At 72.8% G+C, this 25,297-nt stretch carries 25 protein-coding genes; 15 read left to right on the forward strand and 10 right to left on the reverse strand.

Translation table 11 applies throughout. The features are described 5' to 3' along the window. Window positions 1–15: 15 nt before the first annotated feature. Both ACGF3J_RS28480 and ACGF3J_RS28485 read right to left on the reverse strand, forming a co-directional pair. Window positions 16–786 (reverse strand): DeoR/GlpR family DNA-binding transcription regulator, encoded by a 771-nt coding sequence (locus ACGF3J_RS28480; RefSeq protein ID WP_161326123.1) that lies wholly within the window; start codon window positions 784–786, stop codon window positions 16–18. A 263-nt stretch (window positions 787–1,049) separates the two neighbouring features. Further along, window positions 1,050–1,859, reverse strand: coding sequence for an NAD-dependent epimerase/dehydratase family protein (locus tag ACGF3J_RS28485; RefSeq protein WP_393855033.1), 810 nt, complete (start codon window positions 1,857–1,859; stop codon window positions 1,050–1,052). A 194-nt stretch (window positions 1,860–2,053) separates the two neighbouring features. Here ACGF3J_RS28485 and ACGF3J_RS28490 point away from each other — a divergent pair, with 194 nt between their 5' ends. Together ACGF3J_RS28490 and ACGF3J_RS28495 are read left to right on the forward strand one after the other, a co-directional pair. After that, window positions 2,054–3,040 carry a 5-dehydro-4-deoxyglucarate dehydratase gene (locus tag ACGF3J_RS28490; RefSeq protein ID WP_393855034.1) on the forward strand — a complete coding sequence of 329 codons (987 nt, stop codon included), beginning with the start codon at window positions 2,054–2,056 and terminating at the stop codon, window positions 3,038–3,040. Next, on the forward strand, window positions 3,037–4,206 hold the full coding sequence (locus tag ACGF3J_RS28495; protein ID WP_393855035.1) for a hypothetical protein: 1,170 nt from the start codon (window positions 3,037–3,039) through the stop codon (window positions 4,204–4,206). Before ACGF3J_RS28490 ends, ACGF3J_RS28495 begins: the two co-directional genes overlap by 4 nt. 67 nt (window positions 4,207–4,273) lie before the next feature. Here ACGF3J_RS28495 and ACGF3J_RS28500 read toward each other — a convergent pair whose 3' ends face one another. Further along, complete coding sequence (locus tag ACGF3J_RS28500) at window positions 4,274–5,512, reverse strand: MFS transporter (protein WP_393855036.1); 1,239 nt, start codon at window positions 5,510–5,512, stop codon at window positions 4,274–4,276. 143 nt (window positions 5,513–5,655) lie between these two features. On the opposite strand from ACGF3J_RS28500, the gene ACGF3J_RS28505 reads away from it, so the two are divergent. From ACGF3J_RS28505 to ACGF3J_RS28565, 13 genes are all read left to right on the forward strand, one after another. Then, window positions 5,656–6,258: a TIGR03086 family metal-binding protein gene (locus ACGF3J_RS28505; protein WP_161326118.1), complete on the forward strand. Its 603-nt coding sequence runs from the start codon at window positions 5,656–5,658 to the stop codon at window positions 6,256–6,258. A 197-nt stretch (window positions 6,259–6,455) separates the two neighbouring features. Further along, on the forward strand, window positions 6,456–7,124 hold the full coding sequence (locus ACGF3J_RS28510; RefSeq protein ID WP_161326117.1) for a GntR family transcriptional regulator: 669 nt from the start codon (window positions 6,456–6,458) through the stop codon (window positions 7,122–7,124). Next, the gene (locus ACGF3J_RS28515) at window positions 7,121–8,029 is read left to right on the forward strand and encodes a dihydrodipicolinate synthase family protein (RefSeq protein ID WP_161326116.1); all 909 of its coding nucleotides are present in this window, start codon (window positions 7,121–7,123) and stop codon (window positions 8,027–8,029) included. Before ACGF3J_RS28510 ends, ACGF3J_RS28515 begins: the two co-directional genes overlap by 4 nt. Further along, window positions 8,026–9,765, forward strand: coding sequence for an L-arabinonate dehydratase (gene araD, locus ACGF3J_RS28520; protein ID WP_393855037.1), 1,740 nt, complete (start codon window positions 8,026–8,028; stop codon window positions 9,763–9,765). Before ACGF3J_RS28515 ends, araD begins: the two co-directional genes overlap by 4 nt. A 99-nt stretch (window positions 9,766–9,864) precedes the next feature. After that, window positions 9,865–10,800 (forward strand): carbohydrate ABC transporter permease, encoded by a 936-nt coding sequence (locus ACGF3J_RS28525; RefSeq protein ID WP_122614821.1) that lies wholly within the window; start codon window positions 9,865–9,867, stop codon window positions 10,798–10,800. Then, window positions 10,797–11,696, forward strand: a complete 900-nt coding sequence (locus ACGF3J_RS28530; protein ID WP_161326114.1) for a carbohydrate ABC transporter permease — start codon at window positions 10,797–10,799, stop codon at window positions 11,694–11,696. The genes ACGF3J_RS28525 and ACGF3J_RS28530 overlap by 4 nt, the downstream gene beginning before the upstream one ends. Beyond that, window positions 11,693–12,850, forward strand: coding sequence for a Gfo/Idh/MocA family protein (locus ACGF3J_RS28535; protein WP_161326113.1), 1,158 nt, complete (start codon window positions 11,693–11,695; stop codon window positions 12,848–12,850). The genes ACGF3J_RS28530 and ACGF3J_RS28535 overlap by 4 nt, the downstream gene beginning before the upstream one ends. Next, on the forward strand, window positions 12,847–13,692 hold the full coding sequence (locus tag ACGF3J_RS28540; RefSeq protein ID WP_161326112.1) for a PmoA family protein: 846 nt from the start codon (window positions 12,847–12,849) through the stop codon (window positions 13,690–13,692). Before ACGF3J_RS28535 ends, ACGF3J_RS28540 begins: the two co-directional genes overlap by 4 nt. Beyond that, window positions 13,689–15,218 carry a family 43 glycosylhydrolase gene (locus ACGF3J_RS28545; RefSeq protein WP_393855038.1) on the forward strand — a complete coding sequence of 510 codons (1,530 nt, stop codon included), beginning with the start codon at window positions 13,689–13,691 and terminating at the stop codon, window positions 15,216–15,218. The genes ACGF3J_RS28540 and ACGF3J_RS28545 overlap by 4 nt, the downstream gene beginning before the upstream one ends. A gap of 49 nt (window positions 15,219–15,267) precedes the next feature. After that, window positions 15,268–16,632, forward strand: coding sequence for an ABC transporter substrate-binding protein (locus ACGF3J_RS28550; RefSeq protein ID WP_393855039.1), 1,365 nt, complete (start codon window positions 15,268–15,270; stop codon window positions 16,630–16,632). Window positions 16,633–16,811: 179 nt separating this feature from the next. Then, window positions 16,812–18,122, forward strand: coding sequence for a polysaccharide lyase family 1 protein (locus tag ACGF3J_RS28555; protein ID WP_393855040.1), 1,311 nt, complete (start codon window positions 16,812–16,814; stop codon window positions 18,120–18,122). 17 nt (window positions 18,123–18,139) lie between these two features. Beyond that, a complete protein-coding gene (locus tag ACGF3J_RS28560) occupies window positions 18,140–19,267 on the forward strand; it encodes a pectinesterase family protein (RefSeq protein ID WP_161327937.1) in 1,128 nt (375 codons plus the stop codon). Between the two features lie 116 nt (window positions 19,268–19,383). Next, complete coding sequence (locus ACGF3J_RS28565; RefSeq protein ID WP_393855041.1) at window positions 19,384–20,181, forward strand: HAD family acid phosphatase; 798 nt, start codon at window positions 19,384–19,386, stop codon at window positions 20,179–20,181. 10 nt (window positions 20,182–20,191) lie between these two features. Here ACGF3J_RS28565 and ACGF3J_RS28570 read toward each other — a convergent pair whose 3' ends face one another. The 7 genes from ACGF3J_RS28570 to ACGF3J_RS28600 form a co-directional block, all read right to left on the reverse strand. Next, window positions 20,192–20,899, reverse strand: coding sequence for a hypothetical protein (locus ACGF3J_RS28570; RefSeq protein WP_393855042.1), 708 nt, complete (start codon window positions 20,897–20,899; stop codon window positions 20,192–20,194). Further along, complete coding sequence (locus tag ACGF3J_RS28575; protein ID WP_393855043.1) at window positions 20,896–21,462, reverse strand: SigE family RNA polymerase sigma factor; 567 nt, start codon at window positions 21,460–21,462, stop codon at window positions 20,896–20,898. Before ACGF3J_RS28575 ends, ACGF3J_RS28570 begins: the two co-directional genes overlap by 4 nt. 79 nt (window positions 21,463–21,541) lie before the next feature. After that, the gene (locus ACGF3J_RS28580; protein WP_393855044.1) at window positions 21,542–22,996 is read right to left on the reverse strand and encodes a peptidoglycan D,D-transpeptidase FtsI family protein; all 1,455 of its coding nucleotides are present in this window, start codon (window positions 22,994–22,996) and stop codon (window positions 21,542–21,544) included. A 64-nt stretch (window positions 22,997–23,060) separates the two neighbouring features. Beyond that, complete coding sequence (locus tag ACGF3J_RS28585) at window positions 23,061–23,723, reverse strand: response regulator (RefSeq protein WP_393855045.1); 663 nt, start codon at window positions 23,721–23,723, stop codon at window positions 23,061–23,063. Beyond that, window positions 23,720–23,860, reverse strand: coding sequence for a hypothetical protein (locus ACGF3J_RS28590; RefSeq protein WP_393855046.1), 141 nt, complete (start codon window positions 23,858–23,860; stop codon window positions 23,720–23,722). Before ACGF3J_RS28590 ends, ACGF3J_RS28585 begins: the two co-directional genes overlap by 4 nt. Before the next feature lie 78 nt (window positions 23,861–23,938). Continuing rightward, window positions 23,939–24,409: a GNAT family N-acetyltransferase gene (locus tag ACGF3J_RS28595; protein ID WP_234953345.1), complete on the reverse strand. Its 471-nt coding sequence runs from the start codon at window positions 24,407–24,409 to the stop codon at window positions 23,939–23,941. Window positions 24,410–24,412: 3 nt separating this feature from the next. Then, complete coding sequence (locus ACGF3J_RS28600; protein WP_125494587.1) at window positions 24,413–25,186, reverse strand: IclR family transcriptional regulator; 774 nt, start codon at window positions 25,184–25,186, stop codon at window positions 24,413–24,415. Window positions 25,187–25,297 lie beyond the last annotated feature (111 nt).

The following is a 25,297-nucleotide window of genomic DNA, read 5'->3' on the forward strand; positions in this document are numbered from 1 at the left end:
GGAGTGGGTCGGATGTCAGACGCGGATGACCTGCGGTCCGAGCAGGGAGTAGCGGTGTGCCTCGGCGGTGGGCAGCAATGTGCTGGTGACGATCGCCTCCAGGGCGCCGACCTCCGCGAACCGGCAGAAGCTCACCGCCCCGAACTTGGTGTGCGCGCCGGCGAACACGGTGCGGCGGGCGGCCCGGATGGCCTGTGCCTTGACCTCACTGACCGCGGGGTCGGGGGTGGTGAGGCCGTGCTCCCGGGAGATGCCGTTGGCGCCGATGTACGCCAGGTCGACGACGAAGCCGGCCAGCATCTTCGTCGTCCAGTGGTCGACGGTGGCCAGGGTCCCCGGACGGACGCGGCCGCCGAGCAGCAGGACGGAGGTGCCGTCGGCCTCGGCGAGGGCGCCGGCGACCGGCAGGGACGCGGTGACCACGGTCAGCGGCCGGTCCCGGGGCAGGGCCTCGGCGATCAGCTGGGGGGTGAAGCCCTCGTCCACGAAGACGGTCTCCGCGTCGCCCAGCAGCTCGGCGGCGGCGGAGGCGATCCGGCGCTTCTCGGGCACGTGGCTGGTGGCGCGGAAGGCGAGCGTGGTCTCGAACCCGGCGCTCTCCACCGGATAGGCGCCGCCGTGGGTGCGGCGGACCAGGCCGTGGTCCTCCAGCGCGCGCAGGTCCCGGCGTACGGTCTCCTTGGCGACGCCCAGCTCGGAGGCGAGCGCGGTGACGTCGACCGAACCGGTGGCGCGGGCGACCCGCACGATCTCGCGCTGGCGCTCTTCCGCCGTCCTCGTGCCCATGCCGAACACCTGCCTCACCGCCTCGTCGCCGTGTCGTTGCCCGTTCGGGCCCGTGGGGGAAGTTCTACAGCGGTCGGGCGGCACTGACCAGGTCTGTTGCGGACCCGATACTGCCCGTGTGTGCCCGTTTGTGGCGCCGGCTGCCCGTCTCGGACCTGGGGCGCAGCACCGGACGGGGTGAGAACGGGCAGTGCGGATGCCCGCATACGGAAGCGGACGGGCCCGTTCGGTGCCCGTCCGCTTCTCGTGGGGTCGTGTTCCGGTCAGTACGGCCAGATCGGGGGGTCGGTCACGAAGTGGCCGCCCAGGTACGCGTGTGCCGGGTTGTCCGGGTCGAGCGCGCCCTGTTCCGCGACGAGTTTGGCGGCGTACGGCTCGGAGTCGTCCTGCGGCTCGTAGCCGAGCGCCCGCGCGGAGGTGAGGTCCCACCACAGGCGGGTGTTGGCCGAGGAGCCGTGGACGACGGTGTGCCCCACGTTCTCGGCGGTGAGGGCGGCGTGGAAGAGGCGGGCGCCGTCCGCTGGGCTCATCCACACCGAGAGCATGCGCACGCTGGTCGGCTCCGGGAAGCAGGAGCCGATGCGGACGGAGACGGTCTCGATGCCGTGCTTGTCCCAGTAGAGCTGGGCCAGGTCCTCGCCGAAGCACTTGGACAGGCCGTAGAAGGTGTCCGGCCGGCGCGGTGTGTGTACCGGGATGAGCGGGTCGTCGCCCTGGGGGCGCGGGGTGTAGCCGACGGCGTGGTTGGAGGAGGCGAAGACGACGCGGCGGACACCTTCCTCGCGGGCGGCCTCGTACAGGTTGTACGTGCCCTCGATGTTCGCCTTGAGGATCTTCTCGAAGGGGGCTTCCAGGGAGATGCCCGCGAGGTGGATGATCGCGTCGACGCCGCGGACCGCCTCGCGCAGCGCGTCCCGGTCGGCGAGGTCGGCGACGATCGCGTCCGGCTCGCCCTCGACGGGGCGCAGGTCGAGCGGGCGCAGTGTGTAGCCGTGGGCGGGGAGCAGGTCCCGCATCAGGCTGCCGAGGCCGCCGGCGGCGCCGGTGAGCAGGACGGTGCGGGGAGCGGGCATCCTCGGGACTCCTAGGTCTGCTGCGACGGCAGTCGTGCGGGTGCGTGCCTGGCGTTCATATGCGTGGACACGCTAAGGAATGGGTGGTGAGCCGTCAAGAGGGCGCCCTGCTTGACGGTGCACACGGGGCGGCTTAGCGTGGTCGCGTTCAGAAATATAGACGCGAATCAAGAGTATGAGAATGGGGAGCGCCCGTGACCTCAGCCCCTCTCGCCGAACGGATCACGGCCCCCAGCGGGCCGCTGTTCTTCCCCGTCACGGCGTTCGGTCCCGACGGCGGCCTCGACCTCGACGCCTACCGCACCCATGTGCGCCAGGGTGTCGCGGCCGGGGCCGCCGCCGTGTTCGCCTGCTGCGGCACCGGCGAGTTCCACGCCCTCACCCCCGAGGAGTTCGAGGTCTGCGTCCGCGCGGCGGTCGAGGAGACAGCGGGACGGGTGCCCGTGGTGGCGGGCGCGGGCTACGGCACCGCCCTCGCCGTGCGCCACGCCCGCCTCGCCGAGGCGGCCGGCGCCGACGGACTGCTCGCCATGCCGCCCTACCTGGTGGTCGCCGGCCAGGAGGGGCTGGTGCGGCACTACCGGGAGGTGGCCGCCGCGACCTCCCTGCCCGTGATCGTCTACCAGCGGGACAACGCCGTCTTCACCCCGGAGAGCGTGGTCGAACTGGCCCGCACGGACGGGATCGTCGGTCTCAAGGACGGGCTCGGCGACCTCGACCTGGTGCAGCGCATCATCAGCGCCGTGCGCACCGCGCTGCCCGGCGGCGACTTCCTGTACTTCAACGGCCTGCCGACCGCCGAGCAGACCCAGCTCGCCTACCGCGCGCTCGGCGTCACCCTGTACTCCTCCGCCGCGTTCTGCTTCGCCCCCGAGATCGCCCTCGCCTTCCACCGGGCACTGCGCACCGGCGACGACGCGCTCGCGCACCGTCTGCTCGACGGCTTCTACCGGCCCTTCGTCGAACTGCGCGCCCAGGGCCGCGGATACGCCGTCGCCCTGGTCAAGGCGGGCGTACGGCTGCGCGGCCTGGACGTGGGGGAGGTGCGGACGCCGTTGCAGGAGCCGGCCGAGGAGCACGTGAAGCAGCTCGCCCGGATCATCGAGCGGGGATACGCGCTGCTCGACGCGGAGCCCGGCGCGGAGTCCGACCGGGAGTCCGTCGCGGGGGAGGGCCAGTGAAGGCGTCGGCGTTCGTCTACCCGTGGGACGTCAACGGCGACCCGGAAGCCTCCGCGCGCGTGGCGGACCTCGGCGTGTCCCAGGTGACGCTCGCCTCCGCGTACCACTCGACCCGCGCGCTCACCCCCCGTCACCCCCGCCACCGCGTCGTCACCGCCGAGCACTCCGCCGTGCTCTACCCGCCGGACGCCGCCCGTTGGGAGGGCCGCGTGCCGCGCCCGTACCAGGCCGGTGACTGGGCGCCGGGCGACGCCTGGGGCGAGGCCGCCGACGCCCTCGCGCGGGCGGGCCTGGAGGTGAGCACGTGGGTCGTGCTGGCCCACAACTCCCGCCTCGGCGCGGAGCACCCGCACACCTCCGTCGTCAACGCCTACGGCGACCGCTACCCCTGGGCGCCGTGCATCGCGCAGCCCGCCACGCGCGCGTACCTCACCGACCTGGCCGCCGAGGCGGCGGTGCGGCCCGGAGCGCGCGGCACCGAACTGGAGTCCCTCGGCTGGTACGGGCTCGCCCACCTGCACGCCCACGACAAGACCGGCGGCGTCGCCCTCGGGGACGCCGGGCAGTACCTGATGTCGCTCTGCTTCTGCCCGGACTGCCGGAGCGGATACGGCGGTCGGGGCCTCGACGCCGACGAACTGGCCGCCGCCGTGCGCACCGCGCTGGAGCCGGTGTGGCGGGGGACGGTGCCCTCGGACGGGGGCTGGGCGGGCGTCGAGAAGCTCCTCGGCGAGGCGACGGCGAACGCCACGCGCGCGTGGCGGGACGAAACCGCCCGCACCCTCCAGGAGACGGCGGTCGCGGCCGTGCGCGCCGCGGCACCCCCGGACTTCGAGGTCCTGCTCCACGCCGACCCCGTGTCCTACCACTGCGGCGCCAACGCCGGCGTCGACCCCGCCCACATCCTGTCCGTCGCGGACGGCGTGGTCGTGCCCTGCACGGGCGGCGCGGCCCTGCTGTCGCCCTTCGCCGAACAGGACCGCACCGGTGCCGTCCTCGCCGCCAACCTCACCGTGGTCTCCGGCATGGGCGGCAGCCCGGACACCCTCGCCGCGGACGCGTCCCATGCCGCCGAACGGGGCGCGACGGAGCTGCGCCTCTACCACGCGGGCCTGGCGTCGGACGCCGACCTGAGGGGGGTGCGGTCGGCACTCGCGGGGCGGTGAGCCGGAGGGCGGCAGAGCCGGACGCCGTGGTGTGGCCCCGGGCTCGTGCGGCGGCCCCGCCGGGCCGTCACAGCCGCGCGCAGCCGGGATTCACCCGCGGGCGGCGGGCGACGAGTGCCGCCGTCGTCAGCAGGCCGATGCCCAGGGCGGGCAGCAGCAGGTGCAGGGGCGTCACCTCCACCAGAGCCGCTCCCGCCGCCAGGCCCAGCACGTTGGGGGCGAAGACGAGGGAGCCGGCCGTCGCGGTGACCCGGCCCAGGAGCGGTGCGGGCGTCTCGTGCTGGACCGCGGTCAGGGCGGCGATCAGCACCGCGGGCAGCCCCGCGCCGATCGCCGCGCCGGAGACCAGGGCCACCGCGTCGTACGGCACCGCCCGGGCCGCGACCGCCACCGCGAGCAGGGCGATCCCGGTAGCTGCGAAGCGGCGCCCGCCCAGTCGCCGCAGGGCGGTCCCGGCCAGCAGCCCCACGGTCACGGACCCGGCTCCCTGGGCGGCGTACAGGGCACCCGCGTAGGCGGGGGAGTGCCCGAGGCGGTCCACGACGGCGTAGACCATGGCGCCGTTGATGCCGGCGCACAGCATCGTGGCGCCGCCGGCGAGGACGAGCGGGCGCAGCCGAGGGTGGCCCCACAGCAGCCGGGCGCCCTCGGCCGCCTGCCGCCACCCGTTCACCGCGGGGCGGGGCGGCGGCGCCTCGCGTATCCGCAGGGCCGCGTACACCCCCGTGGCCAGCAGGAACGTCGCCGCGTCCAGCAGGGCCACGCCCGGGCCGCCGTACGCCGTGTAGAGGGCCGCGCCGGCCGGCGGCGCCACCAGTTTCATGCCCTCGTTGGCCGTGGTGCGCAGCCCGTTGAAGTCGCCGAGCAGCCGCGGCTCGACGGTGGCGGCGACGAGTGCCGCCTCGGCCGCGTCGTGGACCACGCCCGCCGCGCCGTACACGGACAGCACCGCGAACAGCAGCCACAGCATGTCCGGTGAGTCGACGGCGAACAGCGTGAGCAGGAGGCCGGCCGTCAGCAGGCTCGTGGCGATCAGCAGCGGCCGGCGGCGCACGCGGTCCGCCACGGTGCCCAGCGCCGGGCCGGCCAGGGTCGGTACCCACAGCGCGAGCACGCACAGCGCCGCGAGCCCGTCCGAGCCGGTGAGGTCCTTCACCCACACCCCGGACACCAGCCACATCGCCGAGGTGCCGAAGCCGGACACCACCACCCCGGCCAGATACAGGCCCGCGTCGCGGTCGCGCAGGACCCGGGACACCGCCCAGGGCTCCCGCGTCCGGGTCGTCTTCGTCTTCCTTCGTGTCATGCCTGGCCAGCGTGGTCCTGAGGCCCGGCGCCGGGCATCGGGCAGGTGCCCTACCGGCCGCCCCCCGCCGCCGATGAGTTACGCGGCCCGGATCGGTCTACCTCCCAGGAGAGCCGGCCCATCCGTCGCCCGAGGAGCACCCGATGACCCACGAGACCACGACCCTCGATCTCGGCCCGCAGACACGGGTCCTGGCCCGCCTCGCCGAGGGTGTGAGCGACGCGCGGCTGGGCGACCCGACGCCGTGCCCCGACCTCGCCGTCCGCAACCTGCTCGGCCACCTGACCGGCCTGGCCGTCGCCTTCCGCGACGCCGCGCGCAAGGACCTCGGCGCCACCACCGACACCGCCCCCGAGTCCTCCGTGCCGGACATCGGGCCCGGCTGGCGCGAGGAACTGTCCGGAGCGCTCGGCGAACTCGCGGTGGCCTGGCGCGACCCCGGCGCCTGGACCGGCATGACCCGGGCCGGCGGCATCGACCTGCCCGGTGAGGTCGCCGGCGCCGTCGTCGCCGACGAACTGGTCGTCCACGGCTGGGACCTCGCCCGCGCGACCGGCCAGGAGTACCGCCCCGACCCGGCCGCGCTCCAGGCGGCGTACGGCCTGCTCAGCGCCGCCGCCGAGGAGGCCGACCGGGACGAGGGCATGTTCGGGCCGGTCGTCGCCGTGCCCGACGACGCCCCGCTGCTGGAGCGCGCGGTGGGCCTGAGCGGACGCGACCCCGGCTGGAGCCGCCCCGCCCGGTAGCGCCGGGGAACGGCCGGGGCGGCGCCGCCCCGGCCCGGACTTTCCTTTGTCAGAAGCATTGACGTGGCCTCGCGCCCCTCTTACCTTCAACGCGTCGTACTCCGTACGTCATATATGAGACGCGATACGCGAGATCGGATATCCGATACCGGACGTCCGGCGCCCGCGCATCCGACGCGAGACTCCGAGAGGCGCGCATGACCTCTGTGCCCACGCCGATCCCCTCCCGCACGCAGTACGTGCTGGAGGAGATCAAACGCCGCATCCTCACCGGCCGGCTGACGCCGGGCCAGGCCCTGGTCGAGACCGACCTCGCCGCACAGTTCGGGGTGTCCAAGACACCGGTGCGGGAGGCGCTCAAGACGCTGGCCGGGACCGGACTGGTCGTGATGAGCCAGTACAAGGGCGTCACGGTGCGCATGGTGGACGCGGACATGGCGCGCGAGGTCTACGACGTGCGGCTGCTCCTGGAGCCCGAGGCCCTGCGGCGCGCCGTGCGCCGCGGCGCCTCCCTGGACGCTGCCCGCTCCGCGCTGACCCGGGCCGACCAGGCCACCGACACGGCCGAACGGTCGCTGGCCAACCGCGAGTTCCACCGCGCCCTGTACGTGCCCTGCGGCAACCCGCTGCTCGGCCGGATGCTCGACGAGGTCCGCGACCAGGCGGCCCTCGTCTCCGCCGTCGCCTGGGCCGCCGACCCCTCCTGGCAGCGGGAGGCCGGAGAGCACCAGGAGATCCTGCGCCTCGCCCTCGCCGGTGACGCGGACGGCGCGGCCCGCGCCCTGCACGCGCACATCGCGTCCTTCGTCGAGCGGGCCTTCCCCGAAGCGGGGACCCCGGCCCAGGAAGAGGACGGTCAGGCATGACAGCGACGTTCGAGACCCAGCGGGCGGCCCTGGCCGACGTGGTGGCGATCCCGGTGACCCCGTTCGCCGAGGACGGCTCCGTCGACCCCGCCACCTACCGGGCCCTGCTGCGTCGCCTCCTGGACGGCGGCATCACGACGCTCACCCCCAACGGCAACACCGGTGAGTTCTACGCCCTCTCCCCGGCCGAGCGGCGCCTGGTCACCGAACTGACCGTCGAGGAGGCGGGCGACCGCGCCGCGATCCTGGTCGGTGTCGGCCACGACCTGCCGACCGCCGTCGCCTCCGCACGGCACGCCCGGGAACTGGGCGCCTCGATGGTGATGGTCCACCAGCCCGTCCACCCCTACGTCGCCCAGGGCGGCTGGGTCGACTACCACCGCGCCATCGCCGAGGCCGTGCCCGAACTCGGCGTCGTGCCCTACATCCGCAACGACCGGCTCACCGGCGCCCGCCTCACCGAACTCGCCGACGCCTGCCCCAACGTCCTCGGCGTCAAGTACGCCGTACCGGACGCCGCCGCGTTCGCCGCCTTCGCCCGCGACGCCGGCCTCGAACGCTTCGTGTGGATCGCGGGCCTGGCCGAGCCCTACGCCCCCTCGTACTTCAGCGCGGGAGCCACCGGCTTCACCTCGGGGCTGGTGAACGTCGCCCCGGCCGTGTCGCTGAACATGATCGAAGCGCTTCGCTCCGGCGACTACCCGGCCGCCATGAAGGTCTGGGAGCAGATCCGCCGTTTCGAGGAGCTGCGCGCCGCCAACGGCTCCGCCAACAACGTCACCGTGGTCAAGGAGGCCCTCGCCGCCCTCGGCCTGTGCCGGCGGGAGGTCCGCCCGCCGAGCAAGCCCCTGCCCGAGAGCGAGCGCGCCGAGGTCGCCGCCATCGCCGCCGGATGGTCCATATGACACCCAGGAAATCCCCCGAGCAGCTGCGCAGCCACCAGTGGTACGGCAGCGGCGTCTCCTCGGGCCTGCGCTCCTTCAGCCACCGCGCCCGCACCCGGCAGCTCGGCTACCTGCCCGAGGAGCACCTCGGCAAGCCCGTCATCGCCATCCTCAACACCTGGTCCGACATCAACCCCTGCCACGTCCACCTGCGCGACCGCGCCCAGGCGGTCAAGCGGGGGGTGTGGCAGGCGGGCGGATTCCCGCTGGAGTTCCCGGTCTCCACGCTGAGCGAGACCTTCCAGAAGCCGACGCCCATGCTCTACCGCAACCTCCTCGCCATGGAGACCGAGGAGCTGCTGCGCTCCTACCCGGTGGACGGCGCCGTGCTGATGGGCGGCTGCGACAAGTCGACCCCCGCCCTCCTGATGGGCGCCGCCAGCGTCGACCTCCCGGCGGTGTTCGTCCCCGCCGGGCCGATGCTCCCCGGGCACTGGCGCGGCGAGACCCTCGGGTCCGGCACCGACATGTGGAAGTACTGGGACGACATGCGGGCCGGGCTCATCGGCGACTGCGAGATGCACGAACTGGAGAGCGGTCTGGCCCGCTCGCCCGGCCACTGCATGACGATGGGAACGGCGTCCACGCTGACCGCCGCCGCCGAGGCCCTCGGCGTCACGGTCCCCGGCGCCTCCAGCATCCCGGCCGTCGACTCCGGCCACGACCGGATGGCCGCCGCGGCCGGCCTGCGCATCGTGGACCTGGTCCACCGGGACCGGAAACTGAGCGACATCCTCACCGCCGACGCCTTCGAGGACGCGGTCACCACGGTCCTCGGCCTCGGCGGCTCCACCAACGCCGTCATCCACCTGATCGCCATGGCGGGCCGCGCGGGCGTCACCCTCACACTCGACGACTTCGACCGCATCGCCCGCACGGTGCCGGTCCTGGCCAACGTGCGGCCCGGCGGACAGACGTACCTGATGGAGGACTTCCACTTCGCCGGCGGCCTGCCCGGCTTCCTCTCCCGCATCACCGACCTGCTCCACCTGGACCGGCCCACCGTCGCGCACGACACGCTGCGGGAACAGCTGGACGGCGCCCTCGTCCACCACGACGACGTCATCCGGCCCCGGGACAACCCCGTCGCGAGCGAGGGCGGGGTGGCCGTCCTGCGCGGCAACCTCTGCCCGGACGGCGCGGTCATCAAGCACATCGCCGCCGAGCCGCACCTGCTCAAACACACCGGGCGCGCGGTCGTCTTCGACGACTACCGGACCATGCAGCGCACCATCAACGACCCGGACCTGAACATCACCGCCGACAGCGTGCTGGTGCTGCGCGGCTCCGGCCCCAGGGGCGGCCCCGGCATGCCCGAGTACGGGATGCTGCCCATCCCCGACCACCTGCTCAAGCAGGGCGTGCGCGACATGGTCCGGGTCTCCGACGCCCGGATGAGCGGCACGAGTTACGGCGCCTGCGTGCTGCACGTGGCCCCCGAGTCGCACGTCGGCGGACCGCTGGCGCTGGTACGCACCGGCGACTCCATCACCCTCGACGTCGAGGCGCGCTCGCTGCGGCTCGACGTGGACGACGAGGAGCTGGCACGGCGCCGGGCGGCGTGGACGCCGCCGCCCGCCCGCGCCGAGCGCGGCTACGGCGCGCTCTACGACGAACAGATCACCCAGGCCGACACCGGCTGCGACTTCGAGTTCCTGTCCCGCCCGGGCGCGGTGCGGGACCCGTACGCCGGCTGACCCCGCCGCACGAAAGACCTCCGCACCCCCCTGCACGCCGAGAAAGCGCTTCCTGCACGACCCGCGCACGACGTACCAGAACCAGAACGGAGAACTGTCATGGCCCAAGCCGCAGCCGTGGCGAAACCGCCCGCGCCACCCCGGCGGCGCCGTGCCTCCGCCACCCCGCGCAGGCTCCCCTACCTGCTGATCGGGCCGGCCGTCCTGCTGATGCTGGGCTTCATCGCCTATCCGGTCATCAGCGTCTTCTACTACAGCCTGCAGCACTACAACCCCACCAAGCCGTGGCGCAACGGCTTCGCGGGCTTCGACAACTTCGTCCGGATCTTCACCGACGACCCGGTGTTCCTGGACACCCTCGTCTTCAGCGCCAAGTGGGTCTTCGTCGAGGTCGGGCTGCAACTGCTCTTCGGCCTGGCGCTGGCGCTCATCGTCAACCAGACCTTCGTCGGCCGGGGCGTGGGGCGCGCCCTGGTCTTCTCCCCGTGGGCCGTCTCCGGCGTGCTGACCTCCGCGATCTGGGTGCTGCTCTACAACTCCCAGACCGGCATCACCCGTTACCTCGCCGACATGGGCATCGGCTCCTACGGCACCAGCTGGCTCTCGGACACCTCGACCGTGTTCTCCGCGGCGGTCGTCGCCGACCTGTGGCGCGGCGTCCCCTTCTTCGCGATCCTCATCCTCGCCGACCTCCAGTCCGTCTCCAAGGACCTGTACGAGGCCGCGGAGGTCGACGGGGCGAGCCGCCTCAAGCAGTTCTGGCACATCACGCTGCCGCACCTGAAGGACGCCATCATCCTGTCCACCCTGCTGCGCGCGGTGTGGGAGTTCAACAACGTGGACCTGCTCTACACCCTGACCGGCGGCGGACCCGCGGGCGTCACCACGACCCTGCCGCTGTACATCGCCAACACCAGCGTCGACGCGCACGACTTCGGCTACGCGTCGGCCCTCACCACGGTCGCGTTCGTGATCCTGCTCTTCTGCTCGATCGTCTACCTGCGGCTGAGCAAGTTCGGAGGCGAGAACAAGTGATCACCAAGGAGGCCACCGCGCCCGCCCCCGCACCGACGCGGGCCGACCGCGAACCGCCGCGGCCGGCCGGGAAGCGCCGCCCCGCCTGGGACGAGGTCCCCCGCTGGCAGATCTACCTCCCGCTCGGCATCTACCTCGTCTTCACCCTGGTCCCGTTCTACTGGATCCTGCTCTTCGCGCTGCGCCCGGCCGGCTCGACCTCGCTGGTGCCCTGGCCGATGACGTTCGACCACTTCGAGAAGGTGTGGACCGACCGCAGCTTCGGCACCTTCTTCCAGAACAGCGTCTACGTCGGTGTCGCCACCCTGGTGATGACCACCCTCGTCGCCCTGGCCGGCGGCTACGCCCTCGCCCGGTTCGACTTCAAGGTCAAGCGGGTCTTCATGCTCGGCCTGCTGTGCTCCCAGTTCGTGCCCGGCGCGCTGCTGCTCGTGCCGCTGTTCGAGATCTTCGCCGAACTCCAGATGATCAACTCGCTGGGCAGCGTCATCATCGCCGAGACCGTCTTCCAGCTGCCGCTGTCGATCATCCTGATCAGCAACTTCATCAAGAACGTGCCGTACTCCCTGGAGGAGGCGGCCTGGGTCGACGGCTGCGGCCGGTTCCGGGCCTTCCGGATCGTCGTGCTGCCGCTGCTGCGGCCGGGTCTGATCGCGGTGGGCTCCTTCGCCTTCGTGCACTCCTGGAACCACTTCCTGTTCGCCCTGATGTTCCTCAACAACCAGTCCAAGCAGACCATCCCGGTCGGCCTCAACTCCCTGATGAGCGCGGACAGCGTCGACCTCGGCGCGCTCGCGGCGGGCGGCATCATCGCCGCGGTCCCCGTCGTGATCGTCTTCGCCTTCATCCAGAAGTGGCTGATCACCGGCTTCAGCGCGGGGGCGGTGAAGGGATGAGCCCGCTTCCCGTCGTCCTCGCCGGCGCCCGCGGGCACGGCCGCTGGCACGTCGCCAACATCCGGCGCCTGGAGCGGGCCGGACTGGTCCGACTGGCCGGGATCTGCGAACTGACGCCGCTGACCGAGCAGGAGGCCGGCGGGGAACTCCCCGAGCAGTCCGCCGACTTCGGTGCCCTGCTCGACTCCACCGGCGCCCGGGTCGCGGTGGTCTGCACGCCGATCCCCACCCACACCGACCTCGCGCTGACCGCCGCCCGGCGGGGCGTGCACCTGCTCCTGGAGAAACCCCCGGCGCCGTCCTACGCCGAGTTCCGCCGGATGGCCGACGGGGTGGCCGCGACCGGCGTGGCCTGCCAGGTCGGGTTCCAGTCACTCGGCTCGCACGCGGTGCCGGCGATCCGGGAACTGGTGGCCGAGGGCGCGATCGGCGAGGTCGTGGGCGTCGGCGGGGCCGGGGCGTGGGTGCGGGACGAGGCCTACTTCCGCCGGGCACCCTGGGCGGGCCGGCGACGGATGGACGGCGCCGACGTGATCGACGGGGCGCTGACCAACCCGCTGGCGCACGCCGTCGCCACCGCCCTCGCACTCGGCGGCACCACCCGCGCCGAGGACGTCACGGGCATCGAGACCGAGCTGAGCCACGCCAACGACATCGAGGCCGACGACACCTCCTGCGTGCGGATCGGCACCGCGCGCGGGCACCGCGTCACCGTCGCCGCGACCCTGTGCGCGCAGCGGGCCGCCGAGCCGTACGTCCTGCTGCACGGCGGCAGCGGCCGCATCACCTTCTGGTACAAGCAGGACCGCATCCTGCTCCAGCGCGGCGGACACGGCCCCGAGGAGTACCAGTACGGCCGCACCGACCTGCTGGAGAACCTGGTCGACCACCTCACCACCGGCGCCGCCCTGCTGGTGCCGCCGGACGAGACCGGTGCCTTCATGCGGGTCGTGGAGGCGATCCGCACGGCTCCCGACCCGGACCCGCTGCCCCCGGCCGCCTGGCACCGCGTCCCCGGTGAGAGCCGCCGCGTGGTCCCCGGCGTCGACGGACTCGTGGCCGCCGCCGCCGACACCCTCAGCCTCTACTCCGAGCTGGGCGCGCCTTGGGCGCCGCGCACCGCGCACGCGCTGAACGAGGTGAGTGCCCGATGACCGGCGACGACACCCCGGTGCTGCGCGTGGCGGGCCGCCCCGTCGCCCGGTACCTCACCCGGCCCGAGCTGCCGTCCCGGCTCTCCCCGCGCCCCTGTCTGCACCCCGTCACCACCCTGGCCGGCACCCCCGTCACCGAGTTCCGCCCCGCCGACCACCTCCATCACCTCGGCGTCGGTGTCGCCGTTCCCGACGTCGAGGGGCACAACTTCTGGGGCGGGCGCACCTACGTCCGCGACCGTGGGCCGACCGAGCTGGACAACCACGGCGCGCAGCGGCACACCGCCTTCCAGCTCCGCGACCCGGACGGCTTCGTCGAGGAACTGCGCTGGGTCGCCGCGGGCACCGAGCTGCTGCGTGAACGCCGCACCGTCGCCGCCACCGAACTCACCGCCACCGCCTGGGCGCTGGACTTCACGTTCTCCCTCACCAACGCCACCAGGGCCCCGCTCACCTTCGGCAGTCCCGCCACCAACGGGCGCCCCGGCGCGGCCTACGGCGGCTTCTTCTGGCGGGCCCGCAAGGAGGACGCGGCCCCGCGCGTCTTCACCGCCGGCCGGGAGGGCGAGCCGGAGGTCCACGGCCACCGCGCCGACTGGCTCGCGCTGACCGGCGACACCTGGACGCTGGTCTTCGCCGGCGCCACCGAACGCACCCGGCGCGACCCGTGGTTCGTGCGCACCGAGGAGTACCCGGGGGTGGGGTCGTCGCTGGCCCACGACGCCCGGGTGGCCGTCGCACCGGGGGACACCCTGGTCCGCCGGATCGTCACCGTGGTCGCCGACGGCCGCCTCGACGGCGACGGCGCCGCGGCCCTGGTACGGAAGGCGGTCGGCCGGTGACCCCCGAGAGCGCGCGGACGTACACCAACCCCGTACTGAACGCCGACTGGTCCGACCCGGACGTCGTACGGGTCGGCGACGACTTCTACCTGACCGCCTCCAGCTTCGGCCGCGTCCCCGGCCTGCCCCTGCTGCACTCCCGGGACCTCGTCAACTGGACCCTGGTCGGGCACGCCCTGGACCGCCTGGAGCCCGCCCACGCCTTCGCGACGCCCGGCCCCGACCGCGGCGTCTGGGCACCGTCCCTGCGGCACCACGCCGACCGCTTCTGGATCTTCTGGGGCGACCCGGACCAGGGCGTCTTCCAGGTCAACGCCCCCGAGATCCGCGGACCGTGGACCGCGCCCCGCCTGGTCAAGGCCGGCAAGGGACTGATCGACCCCTGCCCCCTGTGGGACGACGAGACGGGCGAGGCGTACCTCGTGCACGGCTGGGCCAGGTCCCGCTCCGGGATCAAGAACCGCCTCACCGGCCACCGCATGCACCCAGACGGCACCGAGGTCCTGGACGAGGGCGAGGTGATCGTCGACGCGGACCGCATCCCCGGCTGGTTCACCCTGGAGGGCCCCAAGCTCTACCGGCACGACGGCTGGTTCTGGATCCTGGCGCCCGCGGGGTCGGTCGAGACCGGCTGGCAGGGCGCCTTCCGCTCACGCGGCTTCTTCGGGCCGTACGAGGAACGGGTCGTCCTCGAACAGAAGGACACCGACGTCAACGGCCCCCACCAGGGCGGCTGGGTGCGCACGGCGTCCGGCGAGGACTGGTTCCTGCACTTCCAGCAGCGCGGCGCGTACGGGCGCGTGGTGCACCTCCAGCCCATGGTGTGGGGCGAGGACGGCTGGCCGGTGCTGGGTGACGACGGCGCCCCGGTCACCGAGCACCGGCGTCCCGCCCTGCCGCCGCAGCCGCCCGCCGCGCCGGCCACCGGCGACGACTTCCCCGGCGGTCGCCACGGCCGCCAGTGGTCCTGGACGGCCAACCCCCGCGACGGCTGGGCCACCCAGCACTCGGGGGACGGACTGCGCCTCGCCTGCGTCCGCTCCGACGACGCGCACGACCTGCGCCGGGTGCCGAGCGTGCTCACACAGCGGCTGCCCGGCGAGCCCCGCGTGGTCGAGGTCGAGCTGCGGCTGGACAGCGAGGAGCCGGGCGCGCGGGCCGGGCTCGCGGTCCTCGGCGACGCCTACCGCTGGATCGGGCTCCAGCGGGACGCCGACGGGACGGCGTACCTGGTGCACCGGTTCGCCGAGTCGGTGGCGCAGGCCGAGCGGGACGCCGACCGGCCCCGCCCCGCACCACGGGGACGCGCGCTCCTGCGTGTGGAGACCGTCGCCGGGGCCCGGTGCCGTTTCTCCTACGACCTGGGCGACGGCCCGCAACCCACCGGCCGGGACTTCGCCGCCACCCCCTGGGGCTGGGTCGGCGCCCTGCTCGGCCTGTTCGCCCTGGCGCCGGCCGGCCAGGGACACGCCGGCGCGGCCACCTTCACGCGGTTCCGCGTCGGGCCGCACCCGCCCACCGACTGAACCACCCGAAGCTCCCCCTTTGTTGGATCCAGAAGAAGAGAGCCGACCAATGAGGATCAGCATGCTCAGCAGCAGAGGCACAGGCAGGCGACGGACGTCCGCCGCAGTCGCCCTCGGCGCCGTACTCGCGCTGACCGTCACCGCCTGCGGTGACGACGGCAGCGGGACCGGCGGCGACAAGGGCGCCGAGGGCAGCGGCAAGGGGAAGATCGTCTTCTGGGACAACAACGGCGGTATCCGTACGGCCGTCTGGAAGGAGATCATCGCCGACTTCGAGAAGGCCAACCCGGACATCGACGTGGAGTACGTCGGGATCGCCGCCACCGAGTACCAGTCCAAGGTCGACACCGCCATCCAGGGCGGGGGCCTGCCGGACGTCGGCGGCGTCACCGCCTCGATGCTCGCGGGCTTCTCCGCCCAGGGCGCGCTGGAGCCGCTCGACGGCCGGCTCGCGAAGTCCTCCCTGAACGGGCAGCTCAACAAGGACATGGTCGAGTCCCTGAAGGCGGCCGGCGGCGGCGACGGCACCCTGTACTCGGTGCCGACCTCCGCCAACAACGGCGTCCTCTACTACCGCACCGACCTGTTCGAGAAGGCCGGGCTGGACGAGCCGACCACCTGGGACCGCTTCTTCACGGCCGCCGAGAAGCTCACCAAGGCGGACAAGAACGAGTTCGGCTACACCATCCGCGGCGGCTCCGGCTCCATCGCCCAGGCGTTCGACGCGATGTACGGACAGTCGGGCATCACCTCGTTCTGGGACGCCGACAAGAAGAAGACCACCGTCAACGACCCGAAGAACGTCGCGGCGCTGGAGAAGTACGCCGCCCTCTACAAGAAGGTCACGCCGGCCGCCGACGTCAACAACGACTTCGCCAAGATGGTCGCCCAGTGGGACACCGGCACGATCGGCCTGCTCAACCACAACCTCGGTTCCTACCAGGACCACGTGAAGGCGCTCGGGGCCGACAAGTTCCGCGGCATCCCGCAGCCGGTCGGCCCCGGCGGCAAGCGGGTCCAGGTGTCCAACCCGGTCGACGGGCTCGGCGTGTTCAAGAGCTCCAAGAACAAGGAGGCGGCATGGAAGTTCATCGAGTTCGCCACCTCGAAGGAGCAGAACTCGAAGTTCAACGAGTCGGCGGGGCAGGTGCCGTCCAACACCGGGGCCGGGCAGGACGCGTGGATCCAGAAGGCCGAGCCGACGAAGCTGGCCGCTCAGGCGCTGAACGACGGGTCGACGACCATCGTGCAGCTGCCGTACTACCTGCCGGACTGGAACACGCTGTCCAAGTCGGAGAGTGAGCCGGCCTTCCAGAAGGTGCTGCTCGGGGACATGAGCGCGAAGTCGTTCCTCGACGACCTGGCCGAGAAGCTGAACGCTGCGCAGGCCGACTGGGTCGCGCAGGCGGGTTAGTTCATACCGAGCTTCGCCGTGGGGCGGTCCGTTGTGTTCGGGGTGCGGGCCGTCCCTGGCTGGGCGCGCCCACGCGACGGAGTCGCACATCGAAACAGCCCCGCGCCCCTGGGGGGGTTGGTCCGCCCCCCCGCCGTAAGGCCCTGGTGTGTCACCTCAACAACAAGGAGAGCCGCACTATGAGACTGCGCAGAGTTGGCCTGCTGGCAGGCTGTACCGCCCTCGTACTGACCCTGACCGCCGCCACCGCCCAGGCCCGGCCCGGGCATCATCCTCCGCGCGATGCCGCCCGGCAGACGCTGCCTGCGAAGGACGGGTGGGCCTCGGCGGGGTCCGGGACCACCGGCGGGGCCGCCGCCGAGGCCGCCCGCGTCTTCACCGTGACCGACTGGGACGGGTTCCGTGCCGCCCTCGCCGTCGAAGGGACCGCGCCGAGGATCATCAAGGTGAAGGGGACCGTCGACGCCGTCGCCGAGGGGTGTGACGCCTTCGCCGCGCCCGGCTACGACTTCGACGCCTACCTGGAGAAGTACAGCCCCGAGAACTGGGGCACGGAGACCGACCTGAGCGCCGAGCCCGACGGCAGCCCCGAAGGGCTGCGCCGTGCCTCCGCCGCCCGGCAGGACCTGGCCGTCAAGGTGGAGGTCCCCTCCAACACCACGATCATCGGCGTCGGCCGCGACGCCGGTCTCAAGGGCGCCAGTCTGCAGATCAAGGGCGTGGACAACGTCATCGTCCGCAACCTGACCTTCGAGAGCCCCGTGGACTGCTTCCCGCAGTGGGACCCCACGGACGGCGACAAGGGCAACTGGAACTCCGAGTACGACAGCGCCGTCGTGTACGGATCGACGCACGTCTGGCTGGACCACAACACCTTCACCGACGGCGAACACCCCGACAGCGCGGCGCCCACCTACTTCGGCATGCTCTACCAGCAGCACGACGGACAGCTCGACGTCGTACGCGGCGCCGACTTCGTCACCGCGTCCTGGAACGTCTTCACCGAGCACGACAAGACGATCCTGATCGGCAACAGCGACAGCGAGTCCACCGCCGCCGGCGACCGCGGGCACCTGAAGGTGACCTTCCACCACAACCTGTTCAAGAACCTCGTCGAGCGCGCCCCGCGGGTGCGGTTCGGGCAGGTCGACGTCTACAACAACCACTTCGTGGCCGGCGAGGACTACGCCTACAGCTTCGGCGTGGGCAAGGAGTCCCAGCTCGTCGCCGAGCACAACGCCTTCACGCTGCCCGACGGCGTCAGCGCCGCGAACGTACTCAAGCGCTGGAACGACGCGCCGCTCACCGCCGCGCACAACCGCGTCAACGGCCGCACCGTCGACCTGATCGCCGTGCACAACGCGGAGATCCCGGAGGAGACCCTGCGCTCCGGCGCCGGCTGGACGCCCTCCCTGCGCACCAAGGTCCTGCCCGCCTGGGCGGTCCCGTTCGCCGTGGACCACGGCGCGGGCGCCGGACGCCTGCGCTGACCCGAAGGAGCATCCGCATGCCCAGACCCGCCCTGTCCCGCAGGGGATTCCTGGTGACGACCGCCGGCGCGGGCGCCGCCCTCGGCCTCACCGCCCGCCCCGCCGCCGCCGTGCCCCGGCCCCACCCGCGCCCCTTCGGCCGCCACGGCTCACCGGCCGCCCGGCGCTCCCCGAAGACCCTGTACGTCGACCCGCACGGCCGCGGCGACTTCACCTCCGTGCAGGACGCCGTGACCGCGGCCGCGGGGAGCGGCTGGACGCTGGTCCTCGCCCCCGGCACCTACCGCGAGACGGTCCTGCTGGACACCGACCGCACCGCGGCGACGTGGATCGGCGCCTCCGGGGATCCGCGCGACGTCGTCATCGTGTACGACAACGCGGCCGGCACCCCCAGGCCGGACGGCTCCGGCACATACGGCACCAGCGGGTCGGCCACCACCACCCTGCGCGCCGACGGCTTCACCGCCCACCACCTCACCTTCGCCAACGACTGGCTGCGCGCCGACCACCCCGGCATCACCGGCACCCAGGCCGTCGCGGTCAAGGTCCAGGGCGACCGCAGCGCCTTCCACCACTGCCGCTTCCTCGGTCACCAGGACACCCTGTACGCCGACAGCCGCGACCTCTCCCACTTCGCCCGCCAGTACTACGCGCACTGCCACGTCGAGGGCGACGTCGACTTCGTCTTCGGCCGGGCGACCGCGGTGTACGAGCACTGCCGCTTCCGCACCCTGGACCGCACCGACCTCGACGCCGCCCCCTACGGCTTCGTCTTCGCGCCGTCCACGGCGGGCGCCAACCCGCGCGGCTACCTGGTGACCGGCGGCCGCGTGGACAGTGCGGCCCCCGACGGCCACTACAAGCTGGCCCGCCCCTGGGTGCCCAGCTCCGACGGCACCGCCCGCCCGATGCTCACCGTGCGCGAGACCCGCCTCGGCGCGGGCATCGACGCCCGCGCGCCCTACGCGGACATGCGGGACGAACACCCCTGGCAGCGGCAGCGGTTCCGGGAGTACCGCAACACCGGGCCCGGCGCTGTGGTGACCGTCCCGGAGAACCGGCCCCGGCTCACCCGCGCCGAGGCGGCGGCGCACACGCGGGAGGCGTACCTGGGCGACTGGCGGCCGTACCGACGTATGCCCTGACGGGCCCGGTGGGTCCGGCACTTGACCCGCTTGACGCGAATTTTGCCAGGTAAAGGGGCGCGGATCCGGCCACGGGTCTCGCGCCCATTCGGGTGACGCGCGTAGAAACATGTGTCATGCATAAACCACTGCGCCTCGCGACCGTCACCGCCGCCTGCGCCGTCGCCGGTGCCGTCCTGTACGGCACGGGCGCCGCCACCGCCGGCCAGTCCACCGCCAACTCCACTCACGAGCCCTACAACATCGGGCAGCTGGCCAAGGACATCGACGCCTACTACGGCACCACCCTCGACGCCGACGGCGTCTACCAGGCATCCCCCGACAGCCCGTACACCGCCGACCTGGCCCGGGCCGACGCGGCCGCGAGGAAGCAGATCGACCGGGCGGCCCGCACGGCAGCCCACCGGCACACGAAGCCGGCGGTCGTCCTCGACATCGACGACACGCTCCTCCTCAGCCTCGACTACGAGAAGAAGAACAACTACGGCTACGACAGCGCCACCTGGGCCGCCTACGTCGACCGCGCCGACCGCCCCGCCGTCCCCGGCAGCCCCGGACTCGTCCGGTACGCCGAGAAGAGGGGCGTCGAGGTCTTCTACAACTCGGGTCTGGGCGAGGAGCAGCGTGCCGCCGCCGTGCGGAACCTGAAGAAGGTGGGCGCCGACGTGAACCTCGACGCCGCCCACATGTTCCTCAAGGACAAGGCGCACCCGCCGTCCTACCTGGCCCACTGCGCCACCCCCGGCGCCTGGACCTGCACCACCGTGGAGTACAAGGCGGGCACCCGCCGGCACATCGAGCGGGACCTCGGGTACGACATCGTGGCCAACGTCGGCGACCAGTACTCCGACCTCCAGGGCGGTTACGCGGATCGCACGTACAAGCTGCCCAACCCGACGTACTTCGTCGAGTGACGCGAGGGCGTCAGCCGCCCTCGCGTGGCGCGAATCCGCCCTCCACCGAATGGAGTCCGGACGCCGCGGTGGCCGTCGCCGAGTAGCGGTCGCCGCGCGCGTCCCGGCCACCGCGCTCGTGGTTGTACTGCCCGGCGAACATCCACTCGCCCGCAGGGACGGTGCGGCCCGGCTTGAGCGTCCACCGGTAGACGAGGAAGGCGTCCCGTTCACCGGCCGTGAACGTGAAGTCGGCCTCCGGCAGCGAGCGCCACGCGCCCGTGGAGGCGACCGAGCCGGTCTGCGCCACCCGCAGCTCGACGGTGAGCGCGGTCAGGGGGGCGCTCGTTCGCAGGGTGATGTTGCTCTGCGCCCAGAACTCGTTGCTGTGCGGGTCCACCGCACCGGCCGACCACAGCGGGCCCGGCTCCCTCGGCCCGGGCTCCCGCGAACCGGGCGGTGCGGTGACCGAGCGCGGCGCGGGGGCGTCCCCGCCCGCCGTCGACGAGGCCAGGGAGCCCCCGGCCACCAGCACACCCGCCACCGCGACGGTCGCCCCGGCCACCCGTGCCCAGCCCGGCAGCGCACGGGCCGGCCGACGGGGTCCGGTGGTGTCGTCCCCGGCCGCCATGCCGCGCTCGACCCGGGCCAGGATGCGCGCCCGGTCCGGCTCGTGCGCCCCGGCCGCCCGGCGCAGCCTGGCGCGCAGCTGCGCGTCGGCGTCCCGCCGCCCGGTCATCCGGCCCCTCCCGCGGCCCCACCGCCGCGCGCGAGCGCCGCGCGCACCTGCGGAGCGGCCGCCCGGGTGCCGAGCAGCCGCTGCAGTTCGGCGACGCCCTTCGAGGTCTGGCTCTTGACGGTGCCCACGGAGACGCCCAGGGCGAGCGCCGTGTCCCGCTCGGAGAGGTCGAACCCGTGCCGCAGCACCACACAGGCCCGCTTGCGGAACGGCAGCCGGCGCAGCGCCTCCCGTACGTCGACCACCCCGGCGACGTCCGGGTTCTCCGTCCGCTGCTCGCGCTGCGACCAGAACAGGGCGGCCCGTCTGCGCTCGCGCACGGCGGCGCGGATACGGGAGCGGGCCAGGTTGGCGACGACACCGCGCGCGTACGCCACCGGGTGGTCGGCCGCGCGCACCCGGTCCCAGCGGTGCCACAGGGCCAGCAGGGCGTCCGCCGCGAGGTCGTCGGCGGCGTCCGGCTCGCCCGTCAGCAGCTGGGCGAGCCGGGCCAGTTCGGCGTAGTGGCGTTCGAAGAAGGCGTGGAACTCCGCGGAGGCGGCGTCGTCGACGGCTCTCCCCACGGGCGGACCCTCCTCGCAGCGGCTTCCCGGCCTCCCCGGCGTCGAACACCGTACGGCAGACCGAACCCGCGGGGGAGGGTCAGCTCTTGAGCGCCGCCTCCATCATCGCCTTGGCCACCGGGGCCGCCAGGCCGTTGCCGCTGACCTCGGAGCGGGCCGCGTCGGACTGCTCGACGATGACCGCCACGGCGACCTCCTTGTCCGAGGAGTCGGACTTGGCGTACGAGGTGAACCAGGCGTACGGCGTCTTGCTGTTGTTCTCACCGTGCTGGGCCGTACCCGTCTTGCCGCCCACGGTGGCGCCGGCGATCTGCGCGTTCGACCCGGTGCCCTTGTCGACCACGGTCTGCATCGCCGACTGGAGCTGCTCGGCGGTGTCGGAGCCGACGATCCGCTTCGAGTCCGCGTCGGTGTGGTCCTCCAGGGCGTCGCCGCCGCTGTCGGTGACCTGCGACACCATGTGCGGGGAGACCAGCTCGCCGCCGTTGGCGAGGGCCGACGAGACCATCGCCATCTGCAGCGGGGTCGCCGTCACGTCGAACTGGCCGATACCCGTGAGGGCGGTCGAGGAGCTGTTCATGTCCTTCGGGTACACGCTGGTGTACGCCCGGACCGGCACGTCCTGCGAGTCGTCGTTGAAGCCGAACTTCTCCGCCATGGCGCGCACCTCGTCCTGGCCGAGGTCGACCGCCATCTTCGCGAACACGTTGTTGCACGAGTACTGGAGCGCGGTGCGGATCGTGGCGTCCTCGCAGGGCGCGTTCGGGTTCTCGTTGGACAGGTCCGTCGTGGTGCCCGGCAGCCGGTACGGGTCCGGGCTGTCGGTCTTCTCGTCCACCGACCCGTACAGCCCGTTCTCCAGCGCGGCGGCCGCGACGACCAGCTTGAAGGTGGAGCCCGGCGGCAGCGGCTGGCGCAGCGCGCGGTTGGTCAGCGGCTTGTCCGGGTCCTCGGTGAGCTTCTCCCAGGCCTCGCCCGCGGTGTTGGCGTCGGTGAGCGACGTCGGGTCGTACGAGGGGGTCGACACGACCGACAGGATCCTGCCCGTCTTCGGGTCGATCGCGACGGCGGCACCCTTCGTCTCGCCCAGGGCGTCGAACCCGGCCTTCTGCACGGCCGGGTCGATGGTCGTGACCACGTTGCCCGGCTCGGCGCGCTTGTTGGTGATCGTGTCCATCACGGTCCTGAGCCGCGGGTCCGTGCCGTTGAGCACGTCCTGGTAGACGCCCTCCAGCTGGGTCGGCGCGTACGCCTGCGAGGCGTAGCCCGTCACGGCCGCGTACAGCTTGCCGTTCTCGTACGTGCGTTTGTGAGCGAGGTCGCTCCCCTCCGTGGGCGCCGAGCCGGTGACCGACCGGCCGCCCACGATGATGTTCCCGAGCGGCTCCGCGTACGTCTCGATCGCGTTGCGCCGGTTGTCCTTGCTGTCCGCGAGCGCCCGGCCCTCGTAGAACTGCACCCAGGTCGCCCTGATCAGCAGAGCGAACACCAGGAGCAGCGTGAGGACCGATGCGCGCCTGATCGTCTTGTTCATCCCGCTGACAGGACGAACGGGCCGGGGCCGATCGTTCCATGTGCCCCGTTTTCTCATCGTCCGTTCATGTGGCCGGTCTGGTGAAGCCGGCCTCGTAGGCCCGGATCACCGCCTGGGTGCGGTCCCGGCTGCCGGTCTTCGCCGGCACCGACGCCACGGGTGTCTTCACGGTGGCCGGGCCGACCGCCATCCGCGCCGCGATCTCCGCGTTGGTCAGGCCGGTCGCCATCAGGCGCAGCACCGCGCCCTCGCGTTCGGTGAGCCGTGCCACCCAGGGCTGCGGCGCGGGGTGCGCGCGGGCGTGCTCGGCGGCCGGCGTCCGCACCGCCGAAGGGAACAGCAGCGTGTCGCTGTGCGCCACCAGCCGCACCGCGCGGACGAGGGTGTCGGCGTCGGCCCGCTTGAGCAGGAACCCGGCGGCCCCGGCGCCCAGGGCGTCGTACACGTAGGAGTCGTTCTCGAAGGTGGTCACCACCACGACGCGGGGCGGCTCGGTGACGGTGGCGAGGATCCGCTCGGTGGCACGGATGCCGTCCACGCCAGGCCTGCGGACGTCCATCAGGACCACGTCCGGCACGGTCTCCCGCACCACAGACACCGCCTCGGCACCGGTGGCCGCCTCCCCGACGACCTCCAGGTCCGCCTCGGCGGAGAGGATGGCACGCAGCGCGGTGCGCACCATCCGCTCGTCGTCGGCGAGCACGATCCGGATCGGCGGGCGGGTCACGTGGGTGCCTTCAGGGGCAGGCGTACATGGAGGCGCCACGTCTCTCCCTCGGCGCCGGCCTCGGCCGCCCCGCCCAGGAGGCGGGCGCGGCCGGTGATGCCGCGCAGGCCGTGGCCGCCGCCGGGGCGCGTGGTCATGCGTGCACGCTCCCGTGCGGACGCCCCCGGGCACGTCACGCGCGACGACGATCCGCCTCCGCCGCGCGGCGGAGGGGGTCAGCGCGCGAGGTGGAGGACGACCTCGTCGATCTCCTCGCCCCGCGCCGCCGCGAAGCCCCTGGCCCGGGCGGTCGTCTCGAAGCCGCACTTCTCCAGCACCCGCCGCGACCCGGCGTTGTCGGCCGCCGCACGGGCGTACAGCGGGCGGTCCGGCACCTCGGCGAGCAGGGCCTTCAGCGCGGCCGTCGCCACCCCGCGGCCCCAGTACGCCCGGTCCACCCAGTAGGTGACCTCGCGCTCGCCCGGCTCCCCGTACACCGCCGCGCTGCCCACGACGTCACCGTCGCCGAGGATGGTCCGCACGATGTCGGCGGAGGCCCGGATCCTGCTCCAGTGGGCCGCGAACGCGTCCCAGTCGGCCGGGTCCTTCGGCGTGAACGCCGCCATGCGCAGGGCCTCGGGATCGTTCATCTGCCGGAAGAACACGGGCAGATCGCTGTCGTGGACGTCGCGCAGTGCGATGAGCATGGCTCAGAGCCTACGCGTGGCCAGTGTCAGCCGGTCCCGTGCGTCGAACAGCGCGTCCTTCACCATCTGTTCGTGCGCGGGCGTCAGCCGCGCCACCGGCACCGAGCAGCTGATCGCGTCCCGCGCCGGGGTGCGGTAGGGCACCGCCACGCCGAAGCAGCGCAGCCCCAGCGTGTTCTCCTCGCGGTCCACGGCGAAGCCCTGCTCCCGCACCAGGCGCAGCTCCTCGATGAGCTTCTCCCGGTCGGTGATGGTGTGCTCGGTGAGCGCGGGCAGCGTCTCCGGCAGCATCTTGCGGACCTGCTCGTCGGTGTACGTGCTCAGCAGCGCCTTGCCCAGCGAGGTCGAGTGCGCGGGCAGCCGCCGGCCGACCCGGGTGAACGGCCGCAGGTAGTGCTGCGACTGCCGGGTGGCCAGATAGACGACGTTCGTGCCGTCCAGGCGCGCCAGGTGGATGGTCTCCGTCGTGTCGTCGGAGAGCCGGTCCAGCGTCGGCCGGGCCGCCGCGACCACCTCGTCGCCGTCGATGTACGAGGTGCCGACCAGCAGCGCCCGTACGCCGATGCCGTACCGGGTGCCCGTGGCGTCCGTCTCCACCCAGCCCAGCTCCACCAGCGTGCGCAGCAGCATGTAGAGACTGGACTTGGGATAGCCGACGGCCTCCTGGACCGACGCGAGGGAGTGCATACCGGGGCGTCCGGCGAAGTACTCGAGCAGTTCAACCGTCCGCACCGCGGACTTGACCTGCGCTCCGCCCCCCGTCTCGCCAGCCGACATCGCCCTTGACCCCTTCGTTCGCCGGGAAATAGTCTCGAACAGCATATTCATCATCAGAGACAGCGTTCAGTATATCGAACGGTCGGACGCAGAGCACGTGGAGGGACCCGC

Origin of the sequence: Streptomyces sp. NPDC048171 (assembly GCF_043202655.1) — a bacterium.
Classification (GTDB): domain Bacteria; phylum Actinomycetota; class Actinomycetes; order Streptomycetales; family Streptomycetaceae; genus Streptomyces.

What these genes read in the sequence shown, in the direction of transcription:
- ACGF3J_RS28480 (WP_161326123.1), bottom strand. Translation starts at nt 786, where the DNA reads ATGGGCACGAGGACGGCGGAAGAGCGCCAGCGCGAGATCGTGCGGGTC.
- ACGF3J_RS28485 (WP_393855033.1), bottom strand. Translation starts at nt 1,859, where the DNA reads ATGCCCGCTCCCCGCACCGTCCTGCTCACCGGCGCCGCCGGCGGCCTC.
- ACGF3J_RS28500 (WP_393855036.1), bottom strand. Translation starts at nt 5,512, where the DNA reads ATGACACGAAGGAAGACGAAGACGACCCGGACGCGGGAGCCCTGGGCG.
- ACGF3J_RS28505 (WP_161326118.1), top strand. Translation starts at nt 5,656, where the DNA reads ATGACCCACGAGACCACGACCCTCGATCTCGGCCCGCAGACACGGGTC.
- ACGF3J_RS28510 (WP_161326117.1), top strand. Translation starts at nt 6,456, where the DNA reads ATGACCTCTGTGCCCACGCCGATCCCCTCCCGCACGCAGTACGTGCTG.
- ACGF3J_RS28515 (WP_161326116.1), top strand. Translation starts at nt 7,121, where the DNA reads ATGACAGCGACGTTCGAGACCCAGCGGGCGGCCCTGGCCGACGTGGTG.
- araD (WP_393855037.1), top strand. Translation starts at nt 8,026, where the DNA reads ATGACACCCAGGAAATCCCCCGAGCAGCTGCGCAGCCACCAGTGGTAC.
- ACGF3J_RS28525 (WP_122614821.1), top strand. Translation starts at nt 9,865, where the DNA reads ATGGCCCAAGCCGCAGCCGTGGCGAAACCGCCCGCGCCACCCCGGCGG.
- ACGF3J_RS28535 (WP_161326113.1), top strand. Translation starts at nt 11,693, where the DNA reads ATGAGCCCGCTTCCCGTCGTCCTCGCCGGCGCCCGCGGGCACGGCCGC.
- ACGF3J_RS28540 (WP_161326112.1), top strand. Translation starts at nt 12,847, where the DNA reads ATGACCGGCGACGACACCCCGGTGCTGCGCGTGGCGGGCCGCCCCGTC.
- ACGF3J_RS28550 (WP_393855039.1), top strand. Translation starts at nt 15,268, where the DNA reads ATGAGGATCAGCATGCTCAGCAGCAGAGGCACAGGCAGGCGACGGACG.
- ACGF3J_RS28555 (WP_393855040.1), top strand. Translation starts at nt 16,812, where the DNA reads ATGAGACTGCGCAGAGTTGGCCTGCTGGCAGGCTGTACCGCCCTCGTA.
- ACGF3J_RS28560 (WP_161327937.1), top strand. Translation starts at nt 18,140, where the DNA reads ATGCCCAGACCCGCCCTGTCCCGCAGGGGATTCCTGGTGACGACCGCC.
- ACGF3J_RS28565 (WP_393855041.1), top strand. Translation starts at nt 19,384, where the DNA reads ATGCATAAACCACTGCGCCTCGCGACCGTCACCGCCGCCTGCGCCGTC.
- ACGF3J_RS28570 (WP_393855042.1), bottom strand. Translation starts at nt 20,899, where the DNA reads ATGACCGGGCGGCGGGACGCCGACGCGCAGCTGCGCGCCAGGCTGCGC.
- ACGF3J_RS28580 (WP_393855044.1), bottom strand. Translation starts at nt 22,996, where the DNA reads ATGAACAAGACGATCAGGCGCGCATCGGTCCTCACGCTGCTCCTGGTG.
- ACGF3J_RS28590 (WP_393855046.1), bottom strand. Translation starts at nt 23,860, where the DNA reads ATGACCACGCGCCCCGGCGGCGGCCACGGCCTGCGCGGCATCACCGGC.
- ACGF3J_RS28595 (WP_234953345.1), bottom strand. Translation starts at nt 24,409, where the DNA reads ATGCTCATCGCACTGCGCGACGTCCACGACAGCGATCTGCCCGTGTTC.
- ACGF3J_RS28600 (WP_125494587.1), bottom strand. Translation starts at nt 25,186, where the DNA reads ATGTCGGCTGGCGAGACGGGGGGCGGAGCGCAGGTCAAGTCCGCGGTG.